Raw genomic sequence first — 18,581 nt, forward strand, 5'->3', positions numbered from 1 at the left:
GAAGAAGGTTGATAGAAAGGAAAGTGTATCTTGTAGATGACTTGCTAAATGAGTCAATTACAATATACCAGTGTATCTTGTAGATGACTTGCTAAATGAGTCAATTACAATATACCAGGAGAACCAATGAATTCGGAAAAAGTATATAATATGGAATTTGCGAAACTCTATCCGCTGCTGGTTCAAAAAGCGGAAAGAAAGGGAAGAACGGCTGAAGAGGTAGATACGATTATTTCCTGGCTTACCGGCTATCAGACAGAAGATATTAGAAAGGCGGCGGCAGGGTCGATAAGCTACAGCGATTTTTTCCGAAACGCCCCGCAGTTAAATCCGGACAGGAAGCTGATCAAAGGAGTCGTGTGCGGAGTGCGGGTGGAAGAGATTGAAGAGCCGCTTATGCGGGAGATACGCTATCTGGACAAGCTCATCGATGAGTTTGCCAAGGGAAAAGCGATGGAAAAGATTTTGAGGAAAAAGGCTTAAGCGGGAAGTAACAAAAATCCATGAAACCTTGACTTCCCCAAAGTTCTGATCTACTATTTTTTTGCGGCGCCGATCAGGAACCGCGATATTTCACAAAACAGCAAAGATAAAAACGCAACGCGCATTTTTCCATGCGCCAGAGCCGGTAGGTAGCCCGGCCGTCTCATTGCTACAGATGAGGTAAGTAACCTGCCCCTCCGGGTTGTCCATTCTTTGCTCATTGACCAATCAAAGGAGGGATTGTCATGAGCAGAGTAACAGGCAGGCTGACGGTATTTTTCGAAGATCCGTTCTGGATGGGAATCTTTGAGCGGGTGGAAAAGGGCAAACTGTCAGCAGCGAAAGTAACCTTTGGCGCCGAACCAAGGGAGCAGGAAGTGTATGCGTTTATTCAGAAGCACTATGACGAACTGCGTTTCAGCCCAGGCGTCCGCGTGGTGGGAAAGGAGCAGAAAAAGAACCCCAAGCGGATGCGGCGGGAAGCGGAAAAACAGTTAAAGCGCGCCGGAGCGGGGACAAAATCCCAGCAGGCGCTGAAACTGCAGCAGGAACAGCTGAAAATGAATCGCAAAGGCCAAAAACGCCGGCGCACGGAAGAGGAAAAAAAGCGTAAATTTGAATTAAAACAACAGAAGAAAAAAGAAAAACACAAAGGAAGGTAGGGGCAGAAAATGCCCCTTTTTCGTTCGCATTTCTGTCAACATGATATTATAATATTTATACATACCGGAGGAGACCCATTCTTCGCCAAGGAGATGTAAAGAAGATAAGGCAGGTGAAACACAGATGAAAAAATTTACACTTCTGGATTATGTGTTGTTTAACGGAATCCCGAAAGAGGATATGGAAATGCTGCTGGCATGCATCGGAGCAAAAATAAAATTTTACAAAGAAAAGGATGATTTGACAGAACTGCTGCAGAACGGGCAGTATTGTTTTCTGCTTTTATCCGGCAAGATTCGAATGACTATGCCGAATGGAAATGTCCGTTTGCTGAAGGAAAACTCTTTTTTCGGCAGCGTCGTTTTTTCAGAAATCGTACCGGAGGCTGCAAAATCCGCTACTTATCAAGCGGAAACCCTTGTAACAATCCTTGTAATGGATCACGAGGGAATTGCGAATCCCTGTTGGTTCAGCTGTTTTTTCCACCATCGTTTGCGGGAAAACGCGGAGCGCCTTTATTGGCAAGGTTGACGGGAAGCATATCGGCTTTCTATGTTATAATGAACGAAAAGGCAAAACACGCAAAAGGAGCGGCAATGGATCTTATAAATCGTATTTTCAGAAGAAGAAAAGCCGACAGGTCAAAGCTGTTAGCATATGGTTTCTCGGAAGAGGGCGGAGGCTACGCCTATCATACGGTCTTGCCCGGCAGCGGGTTTTCAATGGAAATAGAACTTGCGCAGGACGGCTTAGTGACAGCGGTGGTAATGGATCCGGAAACAAAGGAACCTTACACGTTACATCTTTCGGATCACGCGACAGGGCGCTTTGTCACCGGGGTGAAGCTGGAATATGAACAAGTGCTTACTGACATCGCGGAAACGTGTTTTGAGCCAGATGTGTTCAAGAGCGCGCAGACAAAAGAGATTATCGCCTATGTTCGCGAAACCTACGGGGATGAGCTTGAATTCCTTTGGAGCAAATTTCCGGATAATGCTGTCTGGCGCAGGAAAGAGACCCGGAAATGGTATGGCGCGATTCTTACCGTTTCCCGCAGAAAGCTGGGGTTCCCTTCAGATGAAATTGTTGAAATTATTGATTTACGGATCGAACCGGAGCAGATGAACGCGATGATAGACAAGAAAAGATACTTTCCGGGCTGGCATATGAATAAGAAACACTGGTATACCATAATTTTGGACGGTTCGGTATCCACAGAGGAAATCTGCAGCCGCATTGATGAGAGTTACCGCCTGGCAAAGTGAAACGAGGAGGCAGCAAATGATTATTTTGATTACCGGCGCTTCTCATACAGGGAAAACACTGCTGGCGCAGAGACTTCTTGAGCGGTACCAATACCCTTACTTATCCATTGACCATTTAAAGATGGGTCTGATCCGGAGCGGAAACACCTCGCTCACGCCGGAAAACGATGAAGAACTGGAAGGTTATTTGTGGCCGATTGTTCGGGAAATCATAAAAACGGCGATTGAGAATCAGCAGAATCTCATTGTTGAGGGATGCTACGTTCCCTTTCAGTGGAAAGAGGATTTCTCAGAGGATTATTTAAAAGAGATCCGTTATTACTGCCTGGTAATGAGCCGCAATTATATTGAACAGCATTTTGAGGATATAAAAAAATACGCGAATGTAATTGAGCAGCGGATCGGCGGCACCCAGTGCGCGATGGAGGACGTTCTTGCGGATAATGCCCATTATCTGAAAATGTGCCGGAAATATAACTGTGATTATATTCGTATCGATCACTGGCATAATATAGAAGATGAATTTCAGAGAGGATAAAAATTGTGTGTGTATTTATTAAAAAGGTATGTATCGATTGGGAGCATTTTTCGGAGGAAAGCTATCTGCATCATATTCCCGCTCTGACGGGAATGAAGGAACTTTCCTTCAGCGGCCCGGTCACGTATTTCGCGGGAGAAAACGGGACGGGAAAATCCACACTGCTGGAAGCAATCGCTATCGCGTGGGGATTTAATCCGGAAGGCGGAAGCATTCATTATTCTTTTTCCACCCATGACTCCCATTCCGGCCTTTGGGAAGCCGTGACAATCGTGCGAGGCGCCCGGACACCGAAATGGGGATATTTCCTCCGGGCGGAAAGCTTTTATAACGTAGCGACCAAAGAAGCCGAATACGCGGATGGAAATCATCCTTCCATGGGCTTGCACGAACAGTCCCATGGGGAAAGCTTTCTGGCTGTGATGCGGGGTAAATTATCGGCGCAGGGGCTCTACATTCTCGATGAACCGGAAGCGGCACTGTCCCCTCAGAGCCAGCTGGCCTTTCTTGTTACCATGAAACAGGCGGTTGAGAAAGGGGCTCAGTTTATAATTGCAAGTCATTCGCCGATTCTGCTGGGGTATCCGGATGCGGATATTTGGTCTTTTGATAAAAGCGAACCGCGACTCATTGCATATGAAGACACGGAAAGCTATCAAGTGACGGAAATGTTTCTTCACAATCGAGAGTCTCTTTTAACGAAACTTCTGGGGAGGTAAGATGAGAAAAATAAAGTATACCGTTGACGATAAAAAAATGAATGCGGAAGATTTCCTTTCCCTGGCCAGGCAGGTATGGCCGGGAGAGTATGATCTGCCAAAGACCCGGGAGGCGCTGAAGAAGACCATAAATATTACCGCTTACGACGGGGCGATTCTCGCGGGCTGCCTGCGGATTCTTTCGGACGGCTGCTTTTTCGGAACAATTACAGAGCTGCTGGTTCTGCCGCAGTATCAGCATCAGGGAATCGGCAGCAGGCTGCTTTGCCTTGCCAGAGAACATACTCCGACGATACTGTATTTTGGCGCCCAGCCGGGAGTGGAACCCTTTTACGAGAAAAACGGCTGCCAAAAGAGTCTGCAGTCCTATATCATAGATGCCCTGTGAAGCGGCCAGGCCGGGCCGGGTATACACGGACGAGAAAAATGCAAAAAATGCGTGCAAAAAAACATAAAAAGAGAGGGTTTGAAGCGGATTTTTTGATAAAATCAGGACAGAATAGACGGGTTTTATACGCAATTTACGATTTTCATGCTGTGGTGTATACGATTATTATACGCAATGTGGATGATTTTTGAGCCGGTGTATACTGCGCGGTATAGCGGCCTTTCGTTAAGAAGAGCAGAAAGGAGAACGAACTTGGAAAACAAGACAGTCAGGATAACCGGCAGTGATGTGAATTGCAGCTACTGCGGCAGGCAGGCGAAATTCTATGTGGACGGAGATCGGGAAAATGCCTATTGCTCGGAAGAATGCCGGCAGCTTCATCAGAAAGCGCTGCGCAAAATAAAGAAGAGTCTGAAATGGTTTTTTTCAGGAATTTGCGCGTCCGTATTGCTGCTGGTTGCGGGAGCCTTTTTTAAAACTCCTTCAGTATCTCAATATCTGGCGGGCAGCGGAATGGCGCTGCTGGGAATCACATTGATTCTGTTTCCCTTCTGCACCCCGGAAACATACCGGAAATTCGGATATGTAAAAAGCGCGGGACTCGGCCGCCTGCTGGGAGTTCTGACGGCGGTTTTCGGAGTTGTGATTCTGCTCCGGGGTTGAGAAAGGATGAAGAAAGGGGTTCCCATGCAGTCTGAGCGGAATCTGGATCGGAGGTTGGTTATGTTTTCAGACAAGAGAAGCAAAAAAATTGTTTTTATTGCCCATTGTCTTTTGAATCAAAATGCCATATCGGATGGCACCGCTGTATATCCGGCAGCGTTTAAGGAGGTTATTACAGCGCTTCTTGACGCGGATGTCGGCATTGAGACGACATCGGATCAGGATAAAGAAATCGAAGGGATGGGGCTTTTTATGGAACTGCTTGACAAGCGGCTGAGGGAGGAACACCTGCAGGTCCCCATGATCGGTCTAAAGGCCTCGGAACCTGTGAAAGAAAAAATAAAGCCCTTTTTAGCAGGAATTTAGAAAGAGGAGTAAAAAAGTGGCGATTTCAACGATAACAGCTGTGCTGCCGTGGGACGTTCGCAGCGTATGGAATACGGTTACTTCTGTCCGGGATTACACCTGGCGCAGCGATCTGGAGCGGACGGAAAGTCTGAACGAGAGGCAATTTGTGGAATATACAAAAAAGGGATACGCGACAACATTTACCATTACCGCTTCCGAACCCTACCGTCGCTGGGAGTTTGATATGGAAAACAGCAGCATGAGCGGGCACTGGACCGGCATTTTTTCCAGTAAAGGAGAGGGAACAGAAATTTGTTTTACAGAAGAGGTCCGCGCAAAACGATTTTTTCTGAAACCCTTTATAAAACGTTATTTGAAAACGCAGCAGGCCCGGTTTGTCGCCGATTTAGAAGCGGAACTTAGGCGCTTGTATGGAGGCGTTTCCTGTCATCGCTGAAACGCGCAGCGCTTGCCGGGGCGCCAAAAAGTGTACAGCTTGCTCAGGTTGAAATGTTTGTACACGTTTTTTTCTTCGCGAATATTTATGAACGGATATTTGGGGGGCGAAATGGAAAAAATAGGTCGATTTTTTCTGGAAAAGACAGAAGAACGAATGCTTTCCGTGGAAAAAGAAACCTTCGGGAATCAGAAAACGTGTACAAAGTGTTGAAGAAAGTGTAAATGTACACAAATACAAAAAATGGAAAAGAATGTTTAACTGATAAGATGAATAAAAATACCAAACTGCCGTTCCCAGCTGAACGGCAGGCAGGAGAAATACAAAGGAGGAGCATGAGCGAGTTAAGAAGGATTCCCGGAGTAGGGAAAAATATTGAAGAGGATCTGCGGAATATCGGGATAAAGGCCATCGATGATTTAAAAGGAAAAGATCCGCAGGAGCTATACCGGAAGGACTGCGAATTCAAAGGCTTTCAGGAGGATAAATGCCAGCTTTATGTATTCCGCCTTGCCGTATACTTTGCCGAGACTGAAAATCCCGATAAGGAAAAGTTGAAATGGTGGTACTGGAAAGATAAATCGTATCCACAGGAGCGGACGGAATAGAACCGGAGGAGGGAAAAGAATATGCGGAAAGTAAAGCGGGAGGAGCGCAAAGGGATTGCGCCGTTATTTGACGGAATTTGGGATTCCATGGTGATCAGTTATTTGCAGGGATATCAGGGAGAAGGCTTTGTGAATGATTTTCCCAATCCGGAATTTGGACTGATTGTCAGCGGCGAGTATTCCTTTCCGGGCGGAGATCCGGGAGCGGCTGGCGTGCGGGATATGATCGAACATGTTTTCGATTATATCGAAGGTAATGAGACGACATTTATCTATGCGCCGGAAAATCTCGGCTGGCGCGATCTGATACTGGAGTGTCATCCTGACAAGGCGGAAGAAGTGATGCGATTTTGGATCGTCCAGAAGGACTATGATTTTGACGAGAAACGGTTGAATTCCTACATGGAAAAACTGCCTGAGGGGTACCAAATTGTGCCTTTTGACGAGGAGCTGTACAGACAGGCTATGGACAGCGAATGGTCGCGAGAATTTTGTGAGACCTTTGAGGATGCGGAGGATTATCTGAACCGCGGTTTTGGCTTTGGCATTCTGGATAACGGACAGCTGGTTTCAGGAATATCCACCATGACCGTTTACGATGGAGGCACCGAAATCCAGATTGCCACAAGGGAAGACTACAGGCGCAGGGGACTTGCCCTGCCATGCGCTGCCCGTTTTATCCTGGAAGCGAAAAAAAGAGGGATACGCCCGTGCTGGGATGCGGCCAACGAAACATCGAGACACATGGCAGTCAAATTGGGTTATGAGTATAATGGAGAATACTCTACCGTCCATATGCGCAGATAGAAATGTCTGCGCTGAGCGCAATTGTGGAAGGAAGTGATAGCATGAACTATGGACCAAATAAAAACGAAAAATTCCCCAATAAAAACCTGCCGAACGTTTGCTTTATCAAAAATGTGATTACAAAACCGAATATCCAGGTGGGAGACTATACGTACTACGATGATGTGGATGGAGCGGACAAGTTCGAGGAACACGTTCTATATCACTACGAATTTTTTGGCGACAAGCTGATTATCGGGAAATTTTGTCAGATCGCTTCGGGAATAAAAATTATCATGAACGGAGCCAATCACAGAATGAACAGTATTACGACCTATCCCTTCAATCTGATGGGAAACGGTTGGGAAAAAGCGACGCCTGCGCTGGAGGATTTACCCTTTAAAGGAGATACGGTCATCTCCCTATCACATTGCGGGCGGAAACCCTTGTGAAATAAAAAGGAAGCGATTCGATGACGAGCTGATCCGCTATTTGGAAGAAATAAAATGGTGGGACTGGGACGAAAAGAAAATATTTGACAATCTGGATATATTATGCAGCCCTGATTTAGAAAAAATCAGGAGAATCCAAAACGGCGAATAAGAACCTTTTGCCCGCAATCTGTGATATTTTCGCGATGGTGTGCGCCCGGGGCCTCAGAAGCGGCTGCGGTTCCCGGCGCCGGAAAGGAGCAATTATGAACTACATAAAAGCGGCCAGCGGACAGACGGAAGCTGTACGGAGGATCACATCAATCGTGTATTCGTCAGACCAGACTGTCAGGGAAAGGGATATGGAAGCGGAATCCTTGCTCAGCTGGAACAGGAAATCTTCAAAACATACAACGCGGTTTATCTGGAAAGCTCCCTGCCCGCGGTTGGTCTGTATGAAAAAAGAGGGTATCAGACCGTGCGGCACGAGGGGATCGAGGTTGAAAACGGCGCTGTGCTTGTATATGAAATTATGCGTAAAGAAATCTCAGAGAAAGTGACAAGGAGCGAATAAATATTGAAATTCAGGAGCAGATAAAATGAAATTGGGAGGTAATAGCAGTTATGAAAAAAATCCTTATTATACAGGGAGGCGGCCGGAAAAACGGAAATACGGCGCGGCTTGTCAGTCAGTTTGTGAAAGGAGTTCAAGAGGCCGGCCACAATGCGGAAGTCATTTCTCTGATGGAAAAAGAAGTAAAAGGTTGCCTGGGCTGCAATGCTTGCCGTTATGAAAAACCGTGCGTTCAGAAAGATGATTTTAATGAGATAATCCCCAAAATCAGAGAAGCGGACTGTTTGACCTTTGCTTCCCCACTATACTTCTGGACCCTGACCGCGCGGATAAAAGCCTTTCTTGAACGGTTTTACTGTATCGCGAAGGAAGATGACAACCCTCCGCTGGGCAGATATGAAAAATACCCGGCAAAAGACTGCGCGCTGCTGATGACTGCGGCAGATAATTTCTTTTGGACTTTTGAGCAGGCGGTATCCTACTATCAATTTGCGATTGTAAATTATATCGGATTCCAAGATAAAGGCATGCTTCTTGCCGGAGGCTACGGCGATACAAACGGAAATCCTCAGATTGGCAAAACCGGACATTTGGACAGGGCTTATGAATTTGGAAGGAATTTATATTGCGATATCTGAGATAAGGGCGCCTTTTTTGCTAGTACCGTTTTAATATTTTTTATACCATATCTTGTTGTTCCATTGGCAGAAAGAAAAAATCAATTTCAATGAATGACAAAATCCGCCTTGTCTGTAAGGAGAAATCAGGGAAAAATCTTGCCATATTTTTGGACAAAAGCTATAATTATAACGAATTCTTATGAAATTTTGACAAAGAAAGATCGAAAATGTCCAATATGAGGAGGCTTTTGTTTATGAAGCGAAAAAGTGTGTCTGTCCTGTTGATCCTGTTGCTGGTAATGACTCTGTTCGTGCCCGCGGCGGCAAATCCCGCGGAAGTATCCGCTGCCGGGTCCTTTCAGATTCGGACAACCATGCCCACTTTATCCGATCCAAACGCGAAATTTTATTATTCCGATCTGAACCGGTTTTGGAAAGCGGGAAGGCTGGCGCCGGATTTTAAATATTATAAAGGAATTATGGACGATGGCAGAACAGGAGGATATATCTGGGGCAACTGCACCTGGTGGGCCTACAGCAGGGCCAGTGAAGTCCTGGGAGAGCCGCTTAATCCTAATCTGCGGGGAAACGCGGGTGAATGGTGGGACTGTAATAAGAAGGGAAAGTTTTATCCTTACGGCTCTACTCCAAAAGCGGGCTCCATCGTTGTATATAAGACACATGTAGCATTTGTGGAGCAAGTAGTGGGAAACCAAATCTATGTTTCTGAATCCGGATGGCAGACAAAAACCTATGGGCCGAGCTCTACGGATGATTTCTTTTTCCATTATGGAATTCCCTGGAGCAGCAATGGGACTCCCAAAGGCTACATTTATATAACTGATAAGACCCCTTCCAGCATTAGCCAGAAGAAAGCGAACTACAGTGTGAGAGTTTCAGTTTCCCAGCTTCGGATGCGATCCGGCCCGGGAACTGGATATTCGAACATGGGTTATGTGAAAAAAGGTACCCACAAGCTGAAGGCAGTTACAACAGATGGAGAATGGGGACAGCTCGCCAGCAACGGCTATTGGATCGCTTTGGAATATACGACGAAAGTTACGGGAAAAAGTAGTAATAATAAGCTGAAAAGCTTGGGCGTCAGTGGATATTCGATTTCTCCTGCTTTCAAGTCAAGTCGGACGTCTTATTCCCTGACTGTGCCGAGCAATGTAAATTCCGTTACCATAAAAGCGCTGAAAGCTCATTCAAAAGCCACTGTTTCCGGAACAGGAAGCGTAAAACTCAGCACAGGTCTGAATTCTAAGCCGGTTACAGTTAAAGCGGAAAACGGAAAGGTCAAAACATATACATTAGGAATCACCCGCTCTAAAGCGCAAAAGGTCCGGGTTTCGGTCTCGGAACTGAATATGCGCACTGGTCCGGGAACCAGGTATAAGAGCAAGGGAAAACTTAAAAAAGGTATTTATTGGATTACCAGGACGAAAAATGGCTGGGGCAAACTGAAGAAAAACGGATATTGGATTAAACTGTCTTATACAACGAAAGTTAGGACAAAAGCTTACAAAGCGCGTGTTAAGGTTTCAGAACTGAATATGCGCACCGGTCCGGGAATCAAGTATAAGAGCAAAGGTATATTGAAAAAAGGCACCTACCGGATTACAAAGAGAAAGAACGGCTGGGGCAAGTTGAAAAAGAACGGATACTGGATTAAACTATCTTATACAAAGAGGGTATAAAGATGAAATTCCCTATTGAGAGGGCGGCTTCCCAATAGGGAATTTTACTGATCTTGCAGAAAGAGGAGGAAAGCGGTATGTTTCTGCCGATTTCAAAAAAGGATATGGAAAAGAGAGGCTGGGAGCAGGTGGATTTTGTCTTAGTGACAGGAGACGCCTATGTGGATCATCCGTCCTTCGGCACAGCGATTATCAGCCGTCTTCTGGAACGGTTCGGCTACAAAGTGGCAATTCTGTCCCAGCCGGACTGGCGGTCCGCTGAGGACTTTCGCAGATTCGGAAAGCCGCGGCTGGGATTCCTCATTAACAGCGGAAATGTGGATTCCATGGTGAACCATTTTTCGGTATTCAAACATCGCAGAAAACGGGATGAATATTCGCCGGGGGGAAAAGCGGGTCTGCGTCCGGATCGGGCGCTGATCGTCTACAGCAACCGGGCGAAAGAAGCCTATCGGGATGTTCCGGTGATTCTCGGCGGCCTGGAAGCCAGCCTGCGCAGACTGGGGCACTACGATTACTGGGACGATAAGGTAAGGCGTTCCGTGCTGCTGGACGCGAAAGCGGATCTTTTGATTTACGGAATGGGAGAACGGGCTGTCATAGAGATCGCGGAAGCTCTGGACAGCGGAATCGAGGCGAAATATATCGGATGGATTCGGGGAACCTGCGTCCGGGGAACGCTTTCCGACGCGGATGAAGAAACCATCCTGCTGCCGTCTTTTGAGGAAATCCGGGAAGAGAAAAGAAGATACGGAGACAGTTTCGCCCTGCAGTACCGAAATAACGACGCCATCAGCGGAAAGCGCCTGATGGAGCCTTACGGAAAGGAAGGCCGCTGTGTTGTGCAGAATCCGCCCCAGCCGCCGCTGGAACGGGAGGAACTGGATCAGGTTTATGAACTTCCCTATGAACGGGAGTCCCATCCGGTCTATGAAAGAGCGGGCGGCGTTCCGGCCCTAAAAGAGGTAAAGTTCAGTCTGGTCAGCAGCAGAGGATGCTTTGGGGGCTGCAGCTTTTGCGCCCTGACGTTTCACCAGGGAAGGGAACTCCGCAGCCGGAGCATCGACTCCATTGTCAGGGAAGCGGAGGAACTGACGAAGAAACCGGACTTCAAAGGCTATATCCATGATGTGGGAGGCCCGACCGCTAATTTTCGCCATCCGGCCTGCGAAAAGCAGCTGAAATCCGGAGTATGCCGGAACCGAGACTGTCTGTACCCAAAGCCCTGCGCGCAGATGAAGGTGGATCATACGGAATACCGGCAGCTCTTGTCCCGCCTGAGAGAACTTCCGGGTGTGAAAAAAGTCTTTATCCGCTCGGGCATCCGTTACGATTATGTGATGGCAGATCCGGACAGGCAGTTCCTGTGGGATCTGTGCAGATACCATGTCAGCGGAACACTGAAAGTCGCGCCGGAGCATGTTTCTCCCCGGGTGCTCGCCAGCATGCGCAAACCGGGAAAAGAAGTCTTTGAGCAATTCAGCGGACTTTACCGGAGCATCAATGAGAAGCTGGGGAAAAAGCAGTATCTGATTCCCTATCTGATCTCGTCTCATCCGGGGAGCCGACTTTCGGACGCGGTGGAACTGGCGCTGTTTTTAAAGGAGCATCATTTTATCCCCGATCAGGTGCAGGATTTTTATCCCACACCGGGAACCCTCTCCACCTGCATCTACTATACCGGGGAAGATCCTTTTACAAAGGAAGCGGTTTACATTCCCTCGGATCTGGAGGAAAAAAAGATGCAGCGGGCGCTGATCCATTTTCATAAGCCGGAAAACAGACAGCTTGTGAAAGCGGCCCTTGCCCGGGCGGGAAGAAGGGATCTGATTCCGGTTCTGACGCCGGAAAAACACAGGAAAGGCAGAAAAGGATGAGTTTGATTTTTTCGCTTCCTTCTATTCTGGAGGAAAGCAGACGAGAATATTGCAAGATAAAGGAAAGCCTGGAGAGCGGACCGAAATTTTTTCCGGTGGAAAAAATCTACCACCGGAAATCAGAAGAAAGCAGCCTCCTTGCCCGGGGTGATAATCTGGATTTTATCCAGTATCTGCTGCGGGAGAAAAAAATGGAGGGAAAGCTGCAGCTCGCCTATCTGGACCCTCCCTTTTATTCAAAAGCAAGTTACGACGCGGTGATCCGGCTCAAGTCCGAAGCGGTAGGCGATGTGCCTGCCATCAAGCCGCTGGCATACGAGGATTTGTGGAAAACCGGGATCGAGGAATATCTGCGGATGCTGTGCGTGCGGTTTTTCTTAATTCGGGATCTGCTTTCCGAGGAAGGGTGCCTGTGGGTGCATCTGGACTGGCATGTGGTTCATTATGTGAAAATCCTGCTGGACGCCATCTTTGGGGAAAAGAATTTTGTCAATGAGGTGGTCTGGCATTACAAATCGGGAGGCACGGGAAAACGAAATTTTTCCAGGAAGCACGATACCCTGCTGTTTTACGGAAAAAGCAGACATTATTATTTCCGGCCTCTGAAGGAAAAGTCCTATAATCGGGGTTACAAGCCCTATCGGTTTAAGGGCGTGAAAGAGTATAAGGATGAGCTGGGGTGGTACACCATGGTTAATATGAAGGACGTCTGGCAGATCGATATGGTGGGGCGGACTTCCGGGGAACGGACCGGCTATGCCACCCAGAAACCGGAACAGCTTCTGGAGCGGATTATCGAAAGCTGCAGCCGCCCGGGAGACTGCTGCGCGGACTTTTTCTGCGGTTCCGGGTCTTTTGCCGCGGCCGCGGAAAAGCTTTCCCGCACCTGGATTGCCTGTGACATCGGAGGAATCGCCGCCGCCTGCAGCCTTAAGAGGATGTCGGTAAAAAAGAGCGCCTTTGTTCTGCTGGAAGAGTGTCCGGACCGGCAGGGAGATGAGCTGGAGATCCGTCTTCAGGTTGAACCCATCGATCTGACGGATAAAAAACTGGTAACAGTGACTCTCGATGGTTATACTATGGATATGAAGCGGGTTTCCCTGAAACGTGAGGATCGGGAGATTTTGAAAAAATTCCGGAAAAAGGACCCGCTGCAGCTTTTGGAATACTGGAGCGTGGATTTTCATTATGACGGAAGGGTTCATAATCCGCAGTTCTCTTTCCCGAAAGAAAATCATACCATGGAAAAGGTGTGCAGGCAGATCGTCAGCGATACCGGGAAAATCAGCGTGCGGGCTGTCGATGTGTTTGGAAACAGTTCTCTGAAAGTGCTGGATATGGGGGAGGTGCCGGAATGTGAAAGGGAAATGGAAGAATAAGCAGATTAAAAAAATCGCGGCGGACGTGCTGTTTCTTCTGCTGGCGTGCTGTGTGGGCGCCTTTGCCACAGTAGGAGTCATGCTGCCGAACGGACTGACCATAGGAGGACTTACGGGAATTGTGCGGATTGTACAGACTTATATTCCAGTGGATTTTTCGCTGCTTTATTACGGAGGCTCTTTACTGATTCTGATTATTTCCGCTGTATTTCTGGGTCTGAAAGAAGTGCGGAAGATTCTGTTCCTTACGATTCTGTATCCGGCGGTTCTTTTTGTCTTTGAAACCCTGGACGTCCAGCTTCTGGAAGAATCCGACGTGCTGCTTGCGGCGATTTTCTGCGGCGTGTTTTCCGGAATCGCTTCGGGGCTTGCCTTCTGGAGAGGATATGTGTTTGGCGGAACGGACGCGATTGCCAAGATACTGAGAAAAAAACTGTTTCCCCAGTACAGCCTCAGCAAGCTGCTTCTGGCCATAGACGGAATTGTGATTATTCTTTCGGCGTTTGTGTTTGGAAGGAACATCGCCCTTTACGCGCTGATTACTCAGGTGATTATCAGCAGAATGGCGGATATGGTGATTTACGGATTTGAAATGAAGATTGTAAAGCTGGAGATGATTACGGTTCAGGCGGAAGCGATCAGCCAGTATATCATGGAAGACATCGGCAGAGGCGTTTCCAGTACGGAAATACGGGGCGAATACACAAAACATGCCCACAGACAGCTTAATGTCATGTGTTCGCCTAGGGAAAGCATTCTGATTAAGCGAAAAGCCGCGGAGCTGGATCCGAAAGCGCTGATTACGGTGGTGCCGGTGGAAACCGTGTGGGGAACCGGTGAAGGCTTTACGGACATTGAGAAGGAACAGTAAGGTGTTCAGACGAGGGCTTTTGTACAAATTGTGTTGCCAGGTAAGGAACAGGCCGCGCTTTAAGAGGGAAAGCAGACGGTAATCCGGGTTCCGATTCCTTCCCGGCTGAGAACCTGAAAATAGCCGCCGTGACGGTCGATAATCCATTTGGCGATGGAAAGTCCGAGACCGGTGCCGCCGCTTTCTCTGCTTCTTGCCGGATCGGAACGGAAAAAACGCTCAAAGATATGGGGCGTGTCATCCGGTGAAATGCCGATTCCTTCGTCCTGTACCAGGAAGAAGCTGTGACCCTTTTCATTTCGGCCGGTTCGCAGCAGGATATCCCCGCCTTCCGGCGTATACTTGGCGGCATTGTCCACAAGAATTCGGGCGGCCTGTTTGATCATAGAGCTGTCTCCGGTTATGAGAAGGTCGTCTTCCTCATTTTTCAGAATATAATGGTGCTTTGGATCAATCAATACGGATTCGTCCAGCACTTCTTTCATCAGATTCCCAAGGGAAACTTTTTCCATAACCAGTCTGGTTTTTCCGCTGTCGCCCCGCGCCAGGAACAGCAGCTGCTCCACCAGCTTTTTCATGTGGTCCGATTCGCTCTTGATGGCGCGGATGGATTCTTCCAGAATCTGTTCGTCCTCCTTACCCCAGCGGTCCAGCAGGTTTGCGTAGCCCTGGATGACGGCGATGGGGGTACGCAGCTCATGGGATGCGTCGGATACAAAACGGGCCTGCTGCTGGTAGGACTGCCGCATCCGGTCCAGAAGACTGTTGACCGCCTGTTCCAGTCCCAAAAGTTCGCTGTCGCCGGTGTGGAGTCTGGCGTCCGGCCCGGTAGGGCTGATCTGGCTGATAGCGTCTTCCAGGTGGTGGAATTTTTCTTCGTCAAAGGCTGCCTCATCGGTCAGTTCCTGCGCCCGCTTGGTCATCTCATAGAGGGGAGCCAGTTGCCTTCTGGCTTTTTTCGCGCCGCCCAGCATATCGAACAGCAGGGTAAGAAGCTGTACTGCGAAAAGCAGCAGCAGGCACTGCCAGATAAAGATCAGATAACGGCCCGCGTAGACAGGGCGCTCTTTTCCTGTTTCATCTTCGTAAAAATAGCGTACCCGGCTCAGGGTGCTTTCAAAGGGAAGGCTGCTGTGCCAGGCGGTATGTTCGATGGCGGCTTTCGTTTCTTTGGGGATGTCCCGTTCCTGCGCCAGCTCAAAGCGGCGGGGCGTACTGAGCTGAAACTCCCGCCCGCCTGCTGTTTCCTGAAAATAGCACCAGCCGCAGAGGGCCATGCAGGTGACCAGAATATCAAATAAGAGGAAGGCCGAAAAGAGTCCGGCTATCTGGCTCCGGCTGATATTCCTGGATATGGATCGCATTTTTTTGGTTTCGTTCATGGCGTTTCATCCTTTATGACATAGCCCACTCCCCGGACGGTCTGAATCATTTTGACTCCGAAGACATCATCGATTTTATTTCTCAGATAATACACATACACATCTACAACGTTCGTTTCCCCCATATAATCATAACCCCATACCCGATCCAGCAGGGTGTCGCGGCTCAGAACCACGGATTTGTTTTCCAGCAGTGTCTGCAGCAGCACAAACTCCCGTTTGGTCAGTTCCACATTCTGCCCGTCGTAAGTCACCGTATGACGCACGGGATCCAGGCGCAGCGCGCCCCAGGAAAGCTGCGGGCTGCCGGCGGAGGCTTGCTGGGAATTCTTTTGTGTCTCTGTTCCCGCGGATTTTTTCAGAGCGACCCGGATGCGGGCCAGCAGTTCCTCGATGGCAAAGGGCTTTGTGATATAATCATCGGCGCCCATATCCAGCCCCGAGACTTTATCCATAACCGCATCCCTGGCTGTCAGCATGATGACCGGCATCTGAGAGCTTTTGCGCAGGCGGCGCAGGACTTCGAGGCCCGAAAGGCCGGGCAGCATGATATCCAGAAGGCACAGGTCAAAGCGGCCGCTTTCCGCCAGGGCAAGACCCTCACGGCCGTCAGCTGCTTTCGTGACCTCGTAGCCCTCGTGGATCAGTTCCAGTTCGGTGAATCTGGCGATTTTTTCTTCATCCTCAATGAGCAGAATGTGTACGGACATGGTTTCCTCCCTGAATTAATTTTTATCCTCTTTGTTGATTTCTGATTTAAAATTGTTTACCGCTTCCGTTGCCTGATCCATGGTCCTGTTGATGGATTCCTTACCCAGCTCCGCGCCTTTGAAATTGTAGCTGAAATCAAAGAACAGGCTGACGAACATGAGGGGTACAACAACCCAGAAGAACAGAATCAGCAGAATGATAAAGGCGATGACCGGAAGCTCAAACTGTACCTGTCCGTGACGCTTGATAACCAGGCTGTTTTCGCATCCCTTTGCCACGAGATACTGAATGGCTCTCCCCAGCTTGGCGAAAAATCCACTCTGTCCCTTTTTATTTTCTTCCTCCTTTGTTTCACAGACCGCAAGCGCGTGAGTCGGTTCCTCCTGCGCTTGTTCACCGGAAGCGGAAGCATCGGATTCTCCGAAATGTCCCCTGTGTTCCGAACTGACGGATGTTCCGGCGGCTTCCCCGGAAGCGGGCGCTTTTACCTTGCCCTGAGATTCCAGAAGAATCAACGCGTCCAGGATATCCCAGTCGCAGCTTTCCAACGCCTCTTTGGCCTCTTCATAGCTGACGTCCGCCCGCTGTCTCAGTTTTTCCACTTTTTCCAGATGATTCATTTTCAAACCTCCATAAATCTCGAATTGCTGTTTACAAGGTCTATGATACAAAAGCTTTCTTAAAAGGGGATTTAAGAAAAATTAGAAATTCATTAGAATTCGCGGCGTCCTTTCGGGAACGGCCGCGGCTGCGGCTTGGCAAGAGTTACAGCAGCTTCATAAACTCCATGATATCTTCTTCCGTCGTACCCCACGAAGTGACAAGCCGGATAACCGAAGCGCGGTCGCCGGGAGCGTCCCAGGGCTCAAAGGCAACTGACGGTCTCAGATGCTCGATCAGCATATTGGGCAGGCGGACAAAGAGCTGGTTGGAAGCGGGAGGCAGGAGAAATTCGTATCCGCCGCCCATAAGAGCGCCGCTGAGCAGCCGAGCCATTTCATTAGCGTGACGCGCCAGCTCAAAATACAGGTCGTCTTTAAACAGCTCCCGGAACTGAAGACCCAGAAGCCAACCCTTTGCCAACATAGCGCCTTTCTGCTTCATATGAAAACGAAAATCTTCCTTTAACCTATCGTTGGTAATCACAAGCGCTTCCCCGAACAGAGCGCCGTTTTTCGTTCCGCCGATGGAAAAGGCGTCCGTCAGATGGGACAGATCCGCAAGCGTCAGATTCTGTCCGTCCGCTATAAGGGCGCAGCCCAGGCGCGCGCCATCCAGATACAAGTATAGGCTGTATTTTTCGCAGACCGCGCGGACAGCTTCCAGCTCATCCCTGGAGTAAACGCTCCCCAGCTCCGTGGTATTGGAAAGATATACGAGGCGGGGTTTTACCATGTGCTCGTCCGTATGAGAGAGAACCGCTTCCTCAATCTGGAGCGGTGTAAGCTTTCCGTCTTCAGAAGGAAGAGGAATTACTTTGTGCCCGCAGGCTTCGATGGATCCCGTTTCATGGGTATAAATATGCGCCGTGCGGGCGGCAAGCACCGCGTGATGCGGCCTTAAAAAAGCCGAAAGCGCCGTCAGGTTGGTCTGGGTGCCGCCTGTCAGAAAGTGAACATCCGCTTCTTCACACTCTACGCGGCCGCGAAGCAGTGATGCCGCTTCCTCACAGACCGGATCCAGGCCGTATCCTGGAAAATAAGAGGAGTTCGCGTCTTCCAGCGCTTTTAAAATCCGGGGATGCGCCCCGAGACCGTAATCATTTTTCAAAAAAATCATAAGTTGTCCTCCTGTAGTCCGAAAATCGGATAAAATCTATTTTATATCGTACCATAAAAGACAAAAAAAGACTGGTGTTCAGGGAAAATTTATAGTATAATTTTTAGCATAGTAATAATTAAATTCAAGTGCACGAGAATGAAAGATATAAGGAAAGACGGCGATGAGGGGTCTTAGTTATCCTTCTCACTCAAAACGCCGCGGTGCCTTATCTTTTTTATTTTACGGGCGCTTTTTTAATTGGCGGACCGGTGAGAAACCGAGACCGCGAGAAGTCGGGAGAAACCGGAAGCTGTGAACCGGAGCTGCAGGCCGGGAGGCTGCGGGCTTATAATAAAA

The 18,581-nt window shown here is 48.7% G+C and carries 22 protein-coding genes and 1 pseudogene; 19 read left to right on the forward strand and 4 right to left on the reverse strand.

Annotation, left to right across the window (positions count from 1 at the left end; all coding sequences use genetic code 11):
- The first annotated feature begins 126 nt into the window (after positions 1–126).
- The 19 genes and pseudogenes from H9L42_RS13755 (at position 127) to H9L42_RS13845 (ending at position 14,370) form a co-directional block, all read left to right on the forward strand.
- Positions 127–483 (forward strand): DUF2200 domain-containing protein, encoded by a 357-nt coding sequence (locus H9L42_RS13755; RefSeq protein ID WP_187303985.1) that lies wholly within the window; start codon positions 127–129, stop codon positions 481–483.
- Between the two features lie 245 nt (positions 484–728).
- Entirely contained in the window at positions 729–1,145 is a 417-nt protein-coding gene (locus tag H9L42_RS13760) for a YjdF family protein (RefSeq protein ID WP_187303986.1), read from the forward strand.
- Between the two features lie 124 nt (positions 1,146–1,269).
- The gene (locus H9L42_RS13765) at positions 1,270–1,677 is read left to right on the forward strand and encodes a cyclic nucleotide-binding domain-containing protein (protein ID WP_187303987.1); all 408 of its coding nucleotides are present in this window, start codon (positions 1,270–1,272) and stop codon (positions 1,675–1,677) included.
- Between the two features lie 65 nt (positions 1,678–1,742).
- Positions 1,743–2,411 carry an MmcQ/YjbR family DNA-binding protein gene (locus H9L42_RS13770; RefSeq protein WP_187303988.1) on the forward strand — a complete coding sequence of 223 codons (669 nt, stop codon included), beginning with the start codon at positions 1,743–1,745 and terminating at the stop codon, positions 2,409–2,411.
- A 16-nt stretch (positions 2,412–2,427) separates the two neighbouring features.
- The gene (locus tag H9L42_RS13775) at positions 2,428–2,949 is read left to right on the forward strand and encodes a P-loop NTPase family protein (protein ID WP_187303989.1); all 522 of its coding nucleotides are present in this window, start codon (positions 2,428–2,430) and stop codon (positions 2,947–2,949) included.
- Between the two features lie 5 nt (positions 2,950–2,954).
- A complete protein-coding gene (locus H9L42_RS13780) occupies positions 2,955–3,668 on the forward strand; it encodes an AAA family ATPase (RefSeq protein ID WP_346726327.1) in 714 nt (237 codons plus the stop codon).
- 1 nt (position 3,669) lies between these two features.
- A complete protein-coding gene (locus H9L42_RS13785; RefSeq protein WP_207734991.1) occupies positions 3,670–4,056 on the forward strand; it encodes a GNAT family N-acetyltransferase in 387 nt (128 codons plus the stop codon).
- Positions 4,057–4,308: 252 nt separating this feature from the next.
- The gene (locus tag H9L42_RS13790) at positions 4,309–4,719 is read left to right on the forward strand and encodes a hypothetical protein (protein WP_187303990.1); all 411 of its coding nucleotides are present in this window, start codon (positions 4,309–4,311) and stop codon (positions 4,717–4,719) included.
- Positions 4,720–4,725: 6 nt separating this feature from the next.
- Positions 4,726–5,085, forward strand: a complete 360-nt coding sequence (locus H9L42_RS13795; RefSeq protein WP_346726328.1) for a hypothetical protein — start codon at positions 4,726–4,728, stop codon at positions 5,083–5,085.
- A gap of 16 nt (positions 5,086–5,101) precedes the next feature.
- Positions 5,102–5,524, forward strand: coding sequence for an SRPBCC family protein (locus H9L42_RS13800; RefSeq protein WP_187303991.1), 423 nt, complete (start codon positions 5,102–5,104; stop codon positions 5,522–5,524).
- A 335-nt stretch (positions 5,525–5,859) separates the two neighbouring features.
- Positions 5,860–6,132, forward strand: a complete 273-nt coding sequence (locus H9L42_RS13805; RefSeq protein WP_187303992.1) for a helix-hairpin-helix domain-containing protein — start codon at positions 5,860–5,862, stop codon at positions 6,130–6,132.
- A 21-nt stretch (positions 6,133–6,153) separates the two neighbouring features.
- Positions 6,154–6,939 carry a GNAT family N-acetyltransferase gene (locus H9L42_RS13810; RefSeq protein WP_187303993.1) on the forward strand — a complete coding sequence of 262 codons (786 nt, stop codon included), beginning with the start codon at positions 6,154–6,156 and terminating at the stop codon, positions 6,937–6,939.
- A gap of 41 nt (positions 6,940–6,980) precedes the next feature.
- Positions 6,981–7,521, forward strand: a pseudogene (locus H9L42_RS13815) (LbetaH domain-containing protein).
- 39 nt (positions 7,522–7,560) lie between these two features.
- Positions 7,561–7,923 (forward strand): GNAT family N-acetyltransferase, encoded by a 363-nt coding sequence (locus H9L42_RS13820; protein ID WP_187303994.1) that lies wholly within the window; start codon positions 7,561–7,563, stop codon positions 7,921–7,923.
- Between the two features lie 50 nt (positions 7,924–7,973).
- On the forward strand, positions 7,974–8,561 hold the full coding sequence (locus H9L42_RS13825) for a flavodoxin family protein (RefSeq protein WP_187303995.1): 588 nt from the start codon (positions 7,974–7,976) through the stop codon (positions 8,559–8,561).
- Between the two features lie 236 nt (positions 8,562–8,797).
- Positions 8,798–10,243 (forward strand): CHAP domain-containing protein, encoded by a 1,446-nt coding sequence (locus tag H9L42_RS13830; protein WP_187303996.1) that lies wholly within the window; start codon positions 8,798–8,800, stop codon positions 10,241–10,243.
- Positions 10,244–10,320: 77 nt separating this feature from the next.
- Positions 10,321–12,120 carry a YgiQ family radical SAM protein gene (locus tag H9L42_RS13835; protein WP_187303997.1) on the forward strand — a complete coding sequence of 600 codons (1,800 nt, stop codon included), beginning with the start codon at positions 10,321–10,323 and terminating at the stop codon, positions 12,118–12,120.
- Positions 12,117–13,499, forward strand: a complete 1,383-nt coding sequence (locus H9L42_RS13840) for a DNA methyltransferase (RefSeq protein ID WP_187303998.1) — start codon at positions 12,117–12,119, stop codon at positions 13,497–13,499. The genes H9L42_RS13835 and H9L42_RS13840 overlap by 4 nt, the downstream gene beginning before the upstream one ends.
- Positions 13,477–14,370 (forward strand): YitT family protein, encoded by an 894-nt coding sequence (locus tag H9L42_RS13845; RefSeq protein ID WP_187303999.1) that lies wholly within the window; start codon positions 13,477–13,479, stop codon positions 14,368–14,370. Before H9L42_RS13840 ends, H9L42_RS13845 begins: the two co-directional genes overlap by 23 nt.
- Positions 14,371–14,429: 59 nt before the next feature.
- Here H9L42_RS13845 and H9L42_RS13850 read toward each other — a convergent pair whose 3' ends face one another.
- The 4 genes from H9L42_RS13850 to H9L42_RS13865 all read right to left on the reverse strand — a co-directional run bounded on the left by H9L42_RS13850 (position 14,430) and on the right by H9L42_RS13865 (position 18,242).
- Complete coding sequence (locus tag H9L42_RS13850; protein WP_187304000.1) at positions 14,430–15,752, reverse strand: sensor histidine kinase; 1,323 nt, start codon at positions 15,750–15,752, stop codon at positions 14,430–14,432.
- The gene (locus tag H9L42_RS13855) at positions 15,749–16,462 is read right to left on the reverse strand and encodes a response regulator transcription factor (RefSeq protein WP_187304001.1); all 714 of its coding nucleotides are present in this window, start codon (positions 16,460–16,462) and stop codon (positions 15,749–15,751) included. Before H9L42_RS13855 ends, H9L42_RS13850 begins: the two co-directional genes overlap by 4 nt.
- Positions 16,463–16,477: 15 nt before the next feature.
- The gene (locus H9L42_RS13860) at positions 16,478–17,083 is read right to left on the reverse strand and encodes a DUF4342 domain-containing protein (protein ID WP_187304002.1); all 606 of its coding nucleotides are present in this window, start codon (positions 17,081–17,083) and stop codon (positions 16,478–16,480) included.
- Between the two features lie 145 nt (positions 17,084–17,228).
- On the reverse strand, positions 17,229–18,242 hold the full coding sequence (locus H9L42_RS13865) for a threonine aldolase family protein (protein WP_187304003.1): 1,014 nt from the start codon (positions 18,240–18,242) through the stop codon (positions 17,229–17,231).
- Positions 18,243–18,581: the final 339 nt, after the last annotated feature.

This window comes from Zhenpiania hominis, assembly GCF_014333425.1.
Lineage (GTDB): Bacteria > Bacillota > Clostridia > Peptostreptococcales > Anaerovoracaceae > Hominibacterium > Hominibacterium hominis.

What these genes read in the sequence shown, in the direction of transcription:
- H9L42_RS13755 (WP_187303985.1), top strand. Translation starts at nt 127, where the DNA reads ATGAATTCGGAAAAAGTATATAATATGGAATTTGCGAAACTCTATCCG.
- H9L42_RS13760 (WP_187303986.1), top strand. Translation starts at nt 729, where the DNA reads ATGAGCAGAGTAACAGGCAGGCTGACGGTATTTTTCGAAGATCCGTTC.
- H9L42_RS13765 (WP_187303987.1), top strand. Translation starts at nt 1,270, where the DNA reads ATGAAAAAATTTACACTTCTGGATTATGTGTTGTTTAACGGAATCCCG.
- H9L42_RS13770 (WP_187303988.1), top strand. Translation starts at nt 1,743, where the DNA reads ATGGATCTTATAAATCGTATTTTCAGAAGAAGAAAAGCCGACAGGTCA.
- H9L42_RS13775 (WP_187303989.1), top strand. Translation starts at nt 2,428, where the DNA reads ATGATTATTTTGATTACCGGCGCTTCTCATACAGGGAAAACACTGCTG.
- H9L42_RS13785 (WP_207734991.1), top strand. Translation starts at nt 3,670, where the DNA reads ATGAGAAAAATAAAGTATACCGTTGACGATAAAAAAATGAATGCGGAA.
- H9L42_RS13795 (WP_346726328.1), top strand. Translation starts at nt 4,726, where the DNA reads ATGAAGAAAGGGGTTCCCATGCAGTCTGAGCGGAATCTGGATCGGAGG.
- H9L42_RS13805 (WP_187303992.1), top strand. Translation starts at nt 5,860, where the DNA reads ATGAGCGAGTTAAGAAGGATTCCCGGAGTAGGGAAAAATATTGAAGAG.
- H9L42_RS13810 (WP_187303993.1), top strand. Translation starts at nt 6,154, where the DNA reads ATGCGGAAAGTAAAGCGGGAGGAGCGCAAAGGGATTGCGCCGTTATTT.
- H9L42_RS13825 (WP_187303995.1), top strand. Translation starts at nt 7,974, where the DNA reads ATGAAAAAAATCCTTATTATACAGGGAGGCGGCCGGAAAAACGGAAAT.
- H9L42_RS13830 (WP_187303996.1), top strand. Translation starts at nt 8,798, where the DNA reads ATGAAGCGAAAAAGTGTGTCTGTCCTGTTGATCCTGTTGCTGGTAATG.
- H9L42_RS13835 (WP_187303997.1), top strand. Translation starts at nt 10,321, where the DNA reads ATGTTTCTGCCGATTTCAAAAAAGGATATGGAAAAGAGAGGCTGGGAG.
- H9L42_RS13840 (WP_187303998.1), top strand. Translation starts at nt 12,117, where the DNA reads ATGAGTTTGATTTTTTCGCTTCCTTCTATTCTGGAGGAAAGCAGACGA.
- H9L42_RS13850 (WP_187304000.1), bottom strand. Translation starts at nt 15,752, where the DNA reads ATGAACGAAACCAAAAAAATGCGATCCATATCCAGGAATATCAGCCGG.
- H9L42_RS13855 (WP_187304001.1), bottom strand. Translation starts at nt 16,462, where the DNA reads ATGTCCGTACACATTCTGCTCATTGAGGATGAAGAAAAAATCGCCAGA.
- H9L42_RS13860 (WP_187304002.1), bottom strand. Translation starts at nt 17,083, where the DNA reads ATGAATCATCTGGAAAAAGTGGAAAAACTGAGACAGCGGGCGGACGTC.
- H9L42_RS13865 (WP_187304003.1), bottom strand. Translation starts at nt 18,242, where the DNA reads ATGATTTTTTTGAAAAATGATTACGGTCTCGGGGCGCATCCCCGGATT.